This window comes from Dellaglioa sp. CoH-57-MRSF-16, from assembly GCF_056782055.1.
This window is the reverse complement of the sequence record NZ_JBXAXZ010000003.1, coordinates 72,368-84,709: the sequence shown is the minus strand read 5'-3', so window position 1 is coordinate 84,709 and position 12,342 is coordinate 72,368. Positions and strand designations below refer to the sequence as shown.

Genomic DNA, 12,342 nt, shown 5'->3' with positions numbered 1-12,342 from the left:
ATAAGGTGAAAGAATGTCATATGCAAGTGAAGTGAAAAAAGAATTAACGACCCTCAAAGTCAGAAAAAATAATGCTAAAGCAGAGTTAATGGCGTTAATTAGAATGAATGGGTCTTTGAGTATTATTAATCATCAATTTGTTTTAAATGTTCAGACTGAGAATCCCGCAATTGCGAGACGGATTTATGAACTTTTAAATGAATTTTATGACATTACAAGTGAACTATTAGTTCGTCGTAAAATGAAATTAAAGAAAAATAATATTTATATTGTACGTTTAAAAACAGGTAGTGATTTTGTTTTAAAAGACCTGGATATCATTGAAGATATGCAACTTAAAATGGGTGTACCAATGGATCTGTTGGCCCATGATGATATGATGATGCGTTCATATTTACGTGGGGCATTTTTGGCAGGTGGTTCTGTTAATAATCCTGAAACAAGCCGTTATCATTTGGAAATTTACTCAGTCTATGAAGAACATAATCAAACAATTTGCGAAATGATTAATAAATTTGGATTCAACGCTAGAATGACTGAACGTCGAAGTGGTTATATCGTTTATTTAAAAGAAGCAGAAAAAATTGCTGATTTCTTGTCATTAATTGGCGCAACAACGGCTATGTTGAAGTTTGAAGATATTAGGATTGTCCGCGATATGCGTAATTCAGTTAATCGCATGGTTAATTGCGAAACAGCTAATATGAATAAAGTGGCGGATGCTGCGAATAAACAAATTGCTAATATTGAGTTTATTGCACATTCTGTTGGTTTAGGGCAATTACCTTCTAAATTAAAAGAAGTTGCTGAAACACGTCTGGTTCATCAAGAAGTTAGTTTGAAAGAATTAGGTGATTTAGTACCAGGTGGTCCAATTTCAAAATCTGGGATTAATCATCGGCTACGAAAAATTAACGAATTTGCTGAAAAAGTTCGAATTGGTGAAAAATAAACGAAATTTTAAAGAGGTGAGATAGCATGATAACATTTAAATATGATACGCAACTACTAATAGAAGGTAGTACATTAGACGAGGACCAATTGAACGATAAGATTTTACGTCAATTCAAAGGTGATAGTTTACTTGTTGCGGGAGATTCTGATTTAATGAAACTGCATTTCCATACGAATGCGCCGTGGGAAATATTAGAATATTGTGCTGGACTTGGAGAAATCTTTGATGTTGTTGTTGAAGATATGGTCAGACAATCTAAAGGATTAAAAGGTTAACCAAATAAAATACGCATATAACTGATAGCTTTTATCTTAGCTATTAATTATATGCGTATTTTTTATTTATCTAAATATGATTTTAAGGTAGCTAGATCAATTGATTCATCAAAAATATGGTCGTCAACGATAACGGTTGGTACAAATTGAATATTTGCGTCGTTAGCTTCAGCGATAATTGAGTTAATGTAAGTTTTATCAGAAACGTCAGTTAAACTAAAGGTCTTTTCCATATAGGCAGCAACCTCATCCAGTGTTAAGTCTTTCCACGTATCTTGCGTTTTAAATAATTCAGTTATTAAATCGTAAGATTTTTGCGGATTATCTAAAGGAAGATAATGATGAGCAACATTACCACGTTGTAAGGATTCTTTTTCTTTATCAAAAAGTTTGATGACACGTTTTACACGTCCGTTTGCAACATAAGAATCTAAAGTCTCTTTAGATTTTTCGAACCATTCTTTTGAGTAGGGGCAACGTAGGTTAATAAACTCAATAATTGTTTTTGGCGCGTCAGAGTTACCAATCACAAGTCCAAAGTCCCGATTTACTTTTGAAGCATCAATAATTGAAATATCCATTTTTATCAGTCCAGTCTTCATTTATTAGCGTCAGTATAGCATAAGACGGGTTCATCTGAATAATTATCCGCTCAAAAAAAGGACACTAACAAAAGTTAACTTGTTAGTGTCCTTAAACGTTAAAGCTTATTTAAGCCCTTTTTTGTTAGTCATAATTTTATCAATCAAACCGTATTCTTTTGCTTGATCAGCAGTCATAAAGTTATCACGATCTGTATCTTTATCGATAACTTTAATATCTTGACCAGTTGCATCAGCTAAAATTTGGTTAATCAATGTTCTTGTTTTCAAGATATGTGCAGCAGCAATTTCAATTTCTGTTGCTTGACCTTGAGCGCCACCAAGTGGTTGGTGAATCATAATTTCTGAGTTAGGTAATGCAAAACGTTTACCCTTTGTACCAGCAGTTGCCAATACACTGGCCATTGAAGCAGCCATACCCATAACGATTGTTTGAACATCAGCATTGATGAAGTTCATTGTATCGTAGATAGCTAAACCGGCTGAAACAGAACCACCGGGTGAGTTAATGTAAATTGAAATATCTTTTTCTGAGTCTTGAGCGTCTAAGAAAAGTAATTGAGCGATAATAGCATTTGCCATATCATCATTAACTTCACCAGATAACATAATGATTCTGTCTTTTAAAAGACGAGAGTAGATATCATAGGCACGTTCGCCACCGGCAGATTGTTCGATAACTGTAGGAACCATATTCATAGTTAGAAACCTCCGAATTTATTATTATTTACTTTTTTTATATTAGCATTTGAACTAATGTAATGCTAGTTTAAACCCTTGGTCAAAAAAGGTCAAATAAAATAAACTAAATTTATTCTTTAGTTTCTTTTAAAATAATCGCATCTGATGACCTTGTTTTTGAACCATAGAGTAGGTTCCCTGATAAATGACGAACCAAGTAGCCAGAATAAGATACTGAAAGGGCTACAGGTGGTTTAATAGGTGTTACAGAATGTTGCGTTGAAACAAAAGCGATTGGTGATTTATCTGTTACTTTTTTCTTAACCTTACGAGGTTTTTGTTTTTTAGGTGCCGAAACCTTAGGGGACACAGGTTCTGCATTTTTTCTGGGATCCATTGGATTCACAGGAGCTACACGAGAATCTTCACTATCGCTTCGCGGTGTTGCTTTAATTTGTTTGGGTACATACATGGATAAAATGAACAAGTTAGCTACGATTGAGGCTAAGGAAATTCTAGTTAGGCGGGATGTTCTAAACTTTTTATGCATTAGTGATATCCTCCTGACTATCTGTTCGAATAGCCACAACCATATTAGCAAATATCTCCCAATCAGAAGCTAATGGTGGACTATTCCAGATTAGGTAGCGACTGGGGACATCTGCCATCAAGAAGTCAGAAAGGTAAATATCGGTTTGATCTGTTAATTTGTAGTTAACTTCCAAATTAAAGAAGGGCATTGAATCAAGATTTTTGTGAATTAAATCATTGTAGTTACTCCCTTTTGAAAAATCAATTGTTATATGCACCGGTTTTGAAACGGTTGGTAAATCAATATAACGAATGAATAAGAAAAGATATTCTGATTTTAAACGGGCCATGTTAATGTTTTTTTCTTTGAAAATATCCGGTACATTCGTTGTTAAGTTAGTTATCAATTGGTCAACGAAGATATAAAACCAACTATAATTTTCTTTTAAAATAGTATTATCTACGGCAACTTGCCAACTAAAATCAATTTGGGCACTATGGTAACTAGAAAAATGAATACGAGATAATTCGTCAAATAATGTCATATAACTTTGTTCACTTAATGTGATATCAAAGAACTTTTGTAAGTCTTTAATAACAAAATTATTGAGTGATTCAATTTGTGAAAAGAAAGATGAGTTATTAAATGTAACGTCAACAATGTCTTCCATATAAAGGAAATTTAGAACAAATACTGTTTCAATTGATAACTGTTCATCCGTAAGTCCATTAATACCTGGATTTTCTTGAAGACAGTCTTGAATATTGGACATGATTGAGTCTGAATTAGCAAAATTAACATCAGCAAAACGATTAGTATCATTTCGATTAGAAGCTAAACTTTGTATGAGAACAGCTGAAAAATACTTTAGTTTCAATAATTGTATTTGTGTGAGATCAAGATTTAAGCTAGAAATTAATTGGTTAGAAAATAAACTAGAATTACGATCAACTTCTTCATTAAATGGGAAGTTGTAGTTCTTATAGACAGCTAAATAAAGGTTATAAAAAAATAAGCGAATATTTTCTTCAGGACCTACTAATTGGAAGTTTTTAGTGATTTTAAAGCCTAATTTTTGTAACATATCATCTAAAAATTTCTTGGTCCGATAACCAGTTGCTTCACTTAAAAATAACGATTCGGTGAAGGATTCTATACTAAAATTAGGGTTAGTAAATAGCGCATTCAGCATCAAAAATTGAGGTGACTGCTTAGCGTATAGAAGTAATAGGTGATCGATGGAATCTAAGCCATTTTTTTGTAGACTTACTTTGTTATTGCTAACTTTTAATAAATAGTAATCGTCTAATCCTTCAGTGACAAGATCTTCTTCTAAAGACTTGATAGTTGTTGCTGTATAATATTTTGACCATTTAAAATGTTTTTGGATGTCTGTTTGCGAAGCAGATTGGTCATAAGTATTCTCAAGATAAGAAAATAATTCTAACTTACGAATATCATCTTTGTTAAATATAAAGTCCATTTATCGCGATTCCTCCTCATTAAAGAGTATGTACTATCCATTATAGGGGAATTGCCAACGGTTTGCATATAAATCTAGAATCAATAATTATCATATTTTTAAAAAAATTGACAAAAGTGGTGATATAAAATAACATGTCATTAATATATGTATTCAAATTATAGAAATAACAGAAGAGTAATTTTTTTAGACAGGGAGAGGGAAATCTTTATGAATAAAATAGTATTAAGCGCCTTTGTAACACTATTAGGTCTCTATATGACTGCATCTGAGGCAACGATTCAAGCGGCGAAAACTAATCGTGGTAGTGCGCAATCCGATTTGTCTATGGATTTTCAATCTGGAGCAACAACAGTCGATTTTGCTTCTTCCCTTAGTTTCAATACAACTAAAATTGATTCGAATGATAAAAAAAGTTATGCCAAAGCGCAAGATATGGCAACAGGGGCAAGCACACCCAATTACGTTCAAGTTTCAAATTTTAGCGGAACTGAAAATGGTTGGGTGCTTGAAGCTAAACAGAGTCGCCAATTTGAATCTGAAGAGACGCATAAATCGTTAACGGGTGCCTATCTTAGTTTTAGTAATGGTGAACTTGTTTCCATTTCTGCGGATAAAAAACCTGGATTTTATAAGAAAAATTTTGATTTGTCTGTAGGAGCTAATAAAGTAGTCGTTGCCGCAAAAGGTGATGAAGGATACGGCACTTGGGTTTACCGTTTTGGGAATGAGGCAACTAAAGGAAATAGTATCGCTTTGAATATTCCCCGTGAGGCAACTAAGATGACAGATGTCTATCGTAGTGAAATTACATGGTCATTAAATGATGTGCCATCAAATGAATAATAATGAAATGATAACCACAAAATTTATTAAAAGATTCGGCTATTTATTTTTATTCAGTATTTTATTTTTATTCGGAGTGGACATTAAGCAGGTTAATGCCAGCCAAGTTGACTTTTCTGTTCAACCTATGATATCTGACTATCAATTAGATAAGAAAAAAACTTATTTTGATTTAAAAGCAGCACCAGGAACTAAAACACAGCTGAAAATTAAGGTAGCTAATCTTATTGATAAATCACTAACGTTTGAAGTCCTCATTAAGGATGCAACAACAAACTATAATGGGGTTGTGGAGTACGCGGAATCACAAAGTAAAGTATTGGCACAACAGCCGTTCTCAGTGGTAAAAGCAGTTAGAGCTCGTCAGAATCGTATAACTGTTCCTGCAAAAAGTGAAAAAATAGTTACTTTGGATGTTGCGTTACCCAATACGACTTTTGCAGGTGTCGTTGCGGGAGGTATATCGGTGATTGAAGACAATGATGCTCAGTCTCAAACAAAGTCAGAACGAGCGGTTATTGATAATCGTTATTTATATACGACTGCGGTAATATTCCATGGAGAACAACCTGTAACTAGCGCACAAGTAAAATTAAAAACGGTTGATATCACACAAATTAATGCACGTAATGTGATTGCTGCGAGATTTGAAAATCAGAGCGCTATGTTTTTAAATAAAGTTCAAATAAATACACAAGTCAGACGGTTAGGTAGTTCAAAAGTATTATATCGAGCAAGTAATAAGGACATGCAAATTGCCCCAACCAGTGCGGTTACCTTTCCAATTCCATTAGCTGCTGGTGAATTACTCAAAAGTGGTACCTACGAACTTAGTGCAGAGATGACTTCTAAAAATCAGGCATGGCATTTTAAACAGAAATTTACGGTAAGTGGATCAAAAGCAAGAATATTGAATGAGAAGGATGTTACAATCGATCAAACAAATTACTGGATCTATTGGATATTACTCTTGTTCGTACTGATAATCGTTAATGTTTTTGTTATATTATGGATTAATCGAAGATTAAAAAGAAAGTATCAACAAAAAATTAAATAATTTAAATGAAAAAGTTATTAATTAAGGGATATTATCTTTTAATTAATAACTTTTTTATTTTCAAATATTTTTAAAAAGGTAAAAAATGTGATTTAACATTGTGCACCATTGAAGATACAATATGTACATAATAATTGTAGATGTAGTATGTACATATTGTATCTTCACTTTACTAAAAGTTAATGGGAATTGTTAGAAAAATAGGGGATGACAATGACTTAACGATATGATAGTAAGACCAAATAAATAAGATAATTAAGCATTAGAGAGGGATAAAAGATGAGGAAACATAACAGTAGAACAAAAGAATGGATTTCAGCAACACTTATAACAAGTGCTGTTTTTGCAGGATTATTTGCTGGGGGGGCCAGTCACAGGGAACCTAGTGTATTTGCTCAAACTGATGAGAGCAGTATGTCAAGTGAGTCATCAGATAACGCCACAAGTGAATCAGGAAAAAAGGCGATATCAAGTGATTCTCTAAAAACTAAATCAATCACAATAAAAAAAAGTGAATCAAAAACAAAAGCTAAACCGTCAGCAAAAGCTAAACTAAGTACTAGAGCAGCTGGGTATGTTGGACCAGCAAATGATGTATTTCCTGATGATTACTGGGATACAACAAAAGATTATTCAGCGGAGTCAGCAACGGCATTTGTTTCACAGTCGGGTTCACAGAATAAACCTGGCGAACCTGTATTATATTTTGGAAATAATTATTTTCCTTTTCAAATGAATGAGTTATTAAATAATGATCCCGTCAGTGGTCTTAATAAGTCTGGTTGGGCCTACATGTTTGATACTGGAATAAATCCTGTTCCAAGGAAATCTTATGGAATTATTATTAATAATAGTGTCCCAGGTAATCGTGGATACGGGTTGGTATCATCCTTTTCATCAATTCCTTATACAATTGAATCTGCAGTTAAAGGTAAGGATATCACTGGATATCAACTTTTTAAAAATAAAACAGGTACTGGATTTAAGGCAATTATGTATGATACAAAGTATAAATTAAGTTATACATTTGAGGAAGTTTATGATGCTAGTGGCGGTGTTTATAGCTATTTTAGTATTACTAACAATGACACAACGGCTCGTGCAGTTGGAGCTATTGAGGGCGTCGATACATTCGTTGATGAGGATGCTGTTACCATTGAAAGCTTAGGCCCGGATGAAGGATTCAAAATGGTTGGGTCAGCACATAGTTTAAATTTCAAATTAAATGATCCAAGAAATAATACCAAATTAGGTGGATGGACGAATTACACAGGCGGAGATGAACCAAATGTTATGAATACTGGTTATTTAAATAATTATTTCAATGGTGGTGCACTTGGAACTGGAATGGAAAAATCACCACATAATAAAATTATTGCCGTTTCAAATATTAAGAATCCAGATAACCCATTTAAAGGCGATAGTGGGTTCATAATAAAAGCTAATCCGAAAACTTTGGAACCAGGAGGAACACTCGTAACGGGTTCTTATCAAACTTATAAGGAAGCTGTTGCACCTGTTGCAAGTGTAAAAGAACAAACGATTAATGCTTATGCAAGTCAAACTAATAGGCCTAAAGTTTTAGGAACGGTTTTAGATAAGGATGGCAGTAAAGGTTATATTCAAATTACCTATCCAGATGGGTCAACGTCAGGAACAACAGAGAATGTGTACGACACAGGTAAGGTAGATACTAGTGCTGATTATAGTGCAAACATTGACACTTCTAAATTAAAATTAGGTTCAAATAAGATAATAGTGACAGCTGTTGACGATAGTGAAGTAGAACAGTTAAAACCTGTTACGGTAACAGTCAATCTTTATAAATTAGGTGCAACTGCTATCCCACAAACAATCAAAGTTGGCGATACGGTTAAGACAGGCGAAACGGACTTAATTAAGAATTTAACAATTATTAATCAACCAACAGTTAATGCACATACCTTAAAAATGGATACAACAAATCCATCAGGTAAGCCACTTGATAATAAAACAGCAGGATTTTACATTCAAGATATGCTTTTAACAGATACTGCAGTTAAACCAAATGAAATCGCAAAAGTAGCTGTACCCGTTACCGTAACTGATAGTGATACTGCATTTGACAAAACTTCTGCTCTTTATGCCAAGGGATTTGAATTAAAAACAGCGGATATTCAAAACTTATCAACTGGTGATTTAGATACATTAATCTTGAATAATAGTAAAGCTAGAGGCTGGCTGATAGCGACGGGTGCCGAATCTAAAGTTAGTGTTAAGTCAACAGAACTTAAACCAACTTCAGGTGATGGTTTTTATAAAGCAGTTATCCAAAATTCTGATGGTCAAACAAAAGAAATTGTGATTACTGTCTCAGGTGGATTAAAAATTACATCAGCACCTACTGCAACTGACTATGGTTCTTCCAGTGGCGTGATATTACCTTACAGTGGAGAAAATTTTGATCTCCAACGTAGTGATTCTAGTACCAATAGCAGTGTGAATATTTCTAATGCAGGTAAACAAGCTTGGACATTAACTGCTCGACTTACAAAAGGTTTGACAGATAGTGCTAATGATAAGTTAACTGGTGTTTTGGAGTATGTAAATTCAGCTAATGGTGTACAAGATATAGAATCAAGTAGTGCAGAAGTTGGTTCAGGACAGTCTGAGGCAACTCAAGAAGTCCGTTGGGATAAGGATAAAGGAATTGTCGCTCAACTTAACGGAGGTAATACATCACTTAAAGCTGGAGCCTATACAGGGGAAATAACATGGACACTAGAGAATACACCTTAATGTTATAGTTTCTAATTTAATCTTAAATGATTTGAATATTTTTAGCAGTTTAATTATGAACTAAATAACAATCCCAAATAATAGTAAATCCATATCAATACTGCTAAGTATTGATATGGATTTTTTTAATAAAAATTAATGATAACTAAATTTTATTCGTATTTTAGTGGCTTAATAATTTTCGTTTTATGATGAGATAAAACTTATGAATAATTATTATTTGTTTAATTTTCAAATATTTTTAAAAAAATAAAAAATTTGATTTAACATCGTACACCATTGAAGATATAATATGTACATGTTAATCAAAGACAAAGCATGTACATGTTGAATTTTTAACTTTGCTAAAAGGTATATTTGATAAAAGTTAATAGAAATAGCTAGATAAATAGGGGATAGTAGTGAATTGGCAATATGTTAGTGAAATCAAATAGACTAAATTGATAAAATAATTAATAAGTTAAAAGCAAGGATTGGGGAGGGCTAAAAAATGAGAGAGTATAAAAACAGAAAAAAAGAATGGGTTTCGGCAACAATTATGACAAGTGCTGTTTTTGCAGGATTGTTAGCTGGGGGAGCTAGCCATAGAGAACCTAGTGTGTTTGCTAAAACCGATGAGAGCAGTATGTCAAGCGAATCATCAGATGAAACATCAAGTAAGTTAACGATTAAAGAATCAAGTGAATCAGAAAAAAAGGCGCTATCAAGTGAATCTGTAGAAACTAAATCAACAACTAAAAAAAGTGAATTAAAAATAAAAGCTAAATCATCAGAAAAAACTAAACGAAGTACTCGAGCTACCACTCGAGCAGCTGGATATGTTGGACCAAAAGATGAAATTCTACCTACTGTTAAATGGGAAACAAAAGATTACGCAGCTGATGTAGCAAAGACGTTTGTTTCACAATCGGGGAGATCTGATAAGCCTAATGAACCAGTTATGTACTTTGGAAATAGTATTGAACCTTTTCAGCCTAGTGAACTGACGAATAATAATGACGCAGATAGAGCAAGCAATAATAGTTCACCTAATTTACCATCTTGGTCATATACGTATACTACCGGAAAAAATCCGCGTCCATCGATTATACACGGGCTGATTATGGGCGACAAAATAGCTCGTGGTTATAATGTGAATGAAGCTTACCTAGACAACGGTATTTCTGGTATCGAGGGTGGACTTTTAGATGGGTCAATTACTGATTATCATCTTTATAAAAATAGTATGAACACGGGATTTAAAGCAACTATGTATGATAGTAAGTACAAAGTTAGTTATACTTTTGAATCAGTATATGGTAGGACTGGTGGTATTTACCGTTACTTTAGTATTACAAATAATAATTCAGATTCACAAAAAATAGGTGCCTTGGAAACAAATGATACTTTTGTAGATTCTGATAAAGTTCCTTTACAGAGTATTGGACCTAATGATGGCTTTAAAATGATTGGGGATAGTACTAGTCAGAAGCATGTTTTGGATGTGAGATTGAAAGATCCAGAGTCTAATGCTACTTTGGGTGGTTGGACAAATTATACGGGCGGTTCTCAAGATAAGATTCTAAACCCCGCTAATTTTAATAACTACTTTAAAGGGGGGGTAGCCGGGACAGGTATGGAAGGTTCAGCAGCAAACACTAATATTGGAATTGAAAATATTAGTAATCCAAGTAAAACAATTGGTGATGATAGTGCGTACATTATGAAAGCTAATCAAGTTGATTTAGCTCCAGGTGCAACACTTGTTAATGGGTCTTACCTTACTTATAAAGAGACAACACCTAGTACTCCTCCCGTTGCGACAGTTAAAAATACAATAATTAACGGTTACGCTGATCAAAAAGGTGTTGAGATTACAGGAGATGTTACTGATTCAGATGATACAAAAGGAAATATTGAAATCGGGTATCCAGATGGAACGTCAGAAAAGAATCCTTACGATACTATTACAGTGGATGTGAAGAATCCTACACCGTATTCTGTACCAGTTAATATGTCTAAACTAGGTCCAGGTAAAAATGAACTATTAGTTACGGCAGTTGATCCAGGTAATAACCGTCAAGAAAAACCAGTTACTATAACTGTTAACGTATTCAAATTAGGCGCAATTGCTATCCCACAAACAATCAAAGTTGGCGATACGGTTAAGACAGGCGAGACGGATTTGATTAAAGATTTGACAATTATTAATCAACCAACAGTTAATGCACATACACTAACTGTTGATGGGACAAATCCATCAGGTAAACCACTTGATAATAAAACAGTAGGATTTTACATCCAAGATATGCTTTTAACAGATATTGCAGTTAAACCAAATGAAATCGCAAAAGTAGCTGTACCAGTTACTGTAACTGATGATGACACTGCAACTGATAAAGTCTCTGCCCTTTATGCAAAAGGATTTGGCGTAAAGCAGGCAGATATTCAAAAATTAACAACTGATGAGTTGACTGCATTAATTCTAAAGACTAGTGAAGCTAAAGGATGGTTGTTAGCAACTGGTGCTGAATCTAAAGTAAGCGTTGATTCAACGACACTTAAACAAACTTCAACTGATGGTATTTATCAGGCAGTTATCAAAAATTCGGATGGTTTAAAAAAGACCATTAACATTGAAGTTACAGGTGGATTGAAAATTACAGAAGGACCTGGGGCAACTAATTACGGTTCTTTTTTAGGTGTTACGTTACCTTACAGCGGAGAAGACTTTAAAGTTCAACGTAGTGACCCTGATCCTCATGTTAATAGCGTACAAGTTTCTAACGCGGGTAAACAAGCTTGGACCTTAACAGCTCAACTTACAACACCGTTAACGGAGCATAACGATGCTAACGTTAAGTTAAATGGTGTATTGACATATATAGATGCATCTGGTCAATCGCAAGATATAGAATCAAACAGTGCAGAAGTTGGTTCAGGGCAATCTGAGGTAACTCAAGAAGTAAGTTGGGCAAACGACAAAGGAATTATCGTTCAACTTAATGGAAATAACCCTTTGCTTAAAGCAGGGGACTATACAGGGGAAATAACATGGACATTAGCGGATACGCCACATTCATAAACCTTGTTTAATTAATGTTAATCGTTAGCATATTGCTAATATTAAAAACTACCAAAATCTTACGAGGGG

General features: G+C 33.9%; 10 protein-coding genes. 6 read left to right on the top strand and 4 right to left on the bottom strand.

The annotated features are described in order from the left end of the window. Positions 1-13: 13 nt before the first annotated feature. Positions 14-952 (top strand): DNA-binding protein WhiA, encoded by a 939-nt coding sequence (whiA, locus tag AC1RPH_RS04110; protein WP_409022193.1) that lies wholly within the window; start codon positions 14-16, stop codon positions 950-952. A 26-nt stretch (positions 953-978) separates the two neighbouring features. After that, positions 979-1,230 (top strand): kinase to dihydroxyacetone kinase, encoded by a 252-nt coding sequence (locus AC1RPH_RS04105; RefSeq protein ID WP_481761476.1) that lies wholly within the window; start codon positions 979-981, stop codon positions 1,228-1,230. 62 nt (positions 1,231-1,292) lie between these two features. Here AC1RPH_RS04105 and AC1RPH_RS04100 read toward each other — a convergent pair whose 3' ends face one another. The 4 genes from AC1RPH_RS04100 to AC1RPH_RS04085 all read right to left on the bottom strand — a co-directional run bounded on the left by AC1RPH_RS04100 (position 1,293) and on the right by AC1RPH_RS04085 (position 4,528). Further along, positions 1,293-1,811 carry a DsbA family protein gene (locus AC1RPH_RS04100; protein ID WP_481761625.1) on the bottom strand — a complete coding sequence of 173 codons (519 nt, stop codon included), beginning with the start codon at positions 1,809-1,811 and terminating at the stop codon, positions 1,293-1,295. A 126-nt stretch (positions 1,812-1,937) separates the two neighbouring features. Continuing rightward, positions 1,938-2,531 (bottom strand): ATP-dependent Clp endopeptidase proteolytic subunit ClpP, encoded by a 594-nt coding sequence (gene clpP / locus AC1RPH_RS04095; RefSeq protein ID WP_409022195.1) that lies wholly within the window; start codon positions 2,529-2,531, stop codon positions 1,938-1,940. A gap of 112 nt (positions 2,532-2,643) precedes the next feature. Then, on the bottom strand, positions 2,644-3,063 hold the full coding sequence (locus AC1RPH_RS04090; RefSeq protein WP_409022196.1) for a hypothetical protein: 420 nt from the start codon (positions 3,061-3,063) through the stop codon (positions 2,644-2,646). Beyond that, a complete protein-coding gene (locus tag AC1RPH_RS04085; RefSeq protein ID WP_481761475.1) occupies positions 3,056-4,528 on the bottom strand; it encodes a helix-turn-helix domain-containing protein in 1,473 nt (490 codons plus the stop codon). Before AC1RPH_RS04085 ends, AC1RPH_RS04090 begins: the two co-directional genes overlap by 8 nt. 210 nt (positions 4,529-4,738) lie before the next feature. On the opposite strand from AC1RPH_RS04085, the gene AC1RPH_RS04080 reads away from it, so the two are divergent. From AC1RPH_RS04080 to AC1RPH_RS04065, 4 genes are all read left to right on the top strand, one after another. Further along, complete coding sequence (locus AC1RPH_RS04080) at positions 4,739-5,374, top strand: WxL domain-containing protein (protein WP_481761474.1); 636 nt, start codon at positions 4,739-4,741, stop codon at positions 5,372-5,374. Beyond that, on the top strand, positions 5,367-6,431 hold the full coding sequence (locus tag AC1RPH_RS04075; RefSeq protein WP_481761472.1) for a WxLIP family cell surface protein: 1,065 nt from the start codon (positions 5,367-5,369) through the stop codon (positions 6,429-6,431). The genes AC1RPH_RS04080 and AC1RPH_RS04075 overlap by 8 nt, the downstream gene beginning before the upstream one ends. Positions 6,432-6,710: 279 nt before the next feature. Beyond that, positions 6,711-9,209 carry a hypothetical protein gene (locus AC1RPH_RS04070; protein WP_481761471.1) on the top strand — a complete coding sequence of 833 codons (2,499 nt, stop codon included), beginning with the start codon at positions 6,711-6,713 and terminating at the stop codon, positions 9,207-9,209. A gap of 490 nt (positions 9,210-9,699) precedes the next feature. Next, the gene (locus AC1RPH_RS04065; protein WP_481761470.1) at positions 9,700-12,273 is read left to right on the top strand and encodes a hypothetical protein; all 2,574 of its coding nucleotides are present in this window, start codon (positions 9,700-9,702) and stop codon (positions 12,271-12,273) included. Positions 12,274-12,342: the final 69 nt, after the last annotated feature.

Bases quoted from the DNA above. Each gene is read 5' to 3' on its own strand.
- whiA (WP_409022193.1), top strand. From the start codon at position 14: ATGTCATATGCAAGTGAAGTGAAAAAAGAATTAACGACCCTCAAAGTC.
- AC1RPH_RS04105 (WP_481761476.1), top strand. From the start codon at position 979: ATGATAACATTTAAATATGATACGCAACTACTAATAGAAGGTAGTACA.
- AC1RPH_RS04100 (WP_481761625.1), bottom strand. From the start codon at position 1,811: ATGGATATTTCAATTATTGATGCTTCAAAAGTAAATCGGGACTTTGGA.
- clpP (WP_409022195.1), bottom strand. From the start codon at position 2,531: ATGAATATGGTTCCTACAGTTATCGAACAATCTGCCGGTGGCGAACGT.
- AC1RPH_RS04090 (WP_409022196.1), bottom strand. From the start codon at position 3,063: ATGCATAAAAAGTTTAGAACATCCCGCCTAACTAGAATTTCCTTAGCC.
- AC1RPH_RS04085 (WP_481761475.1), bottom strand. From the start codon at position 4,528: ATGGACTTTATATTTAACAAAGATGATATTCGTAAGTTAGAATTATTT.
- AC1RPH_RS04080 (WP_481761474.1), top strand. From the start codon at position 4,739: ATGAATAAAATAGTATTAAGCGCCTTTGTAACACTATTAGGTCTCTAT.
- AC1RPH_RS04075 (WP_481761472.1), top strand. From the start codon at position 5,367: ATGAATAATAATGAAATGATAACCACAAAATTTATTAAAAGATTCGGC.
- AC1RPH_RS04070 (WP_481761471.1), top strand. From the start codon at position 6,711: ATGAGGAAACATAACAGTAGAACAAAAGAATGGATTTCAGCAACACTT.
- AC1RPH_RS04065 (WP_481761470.1), top strand. From the start codon at position 9,700: ATGAGAGAGTATAAAAACAGAAAAAAAGAATGGGTTTCGGCAACAATT.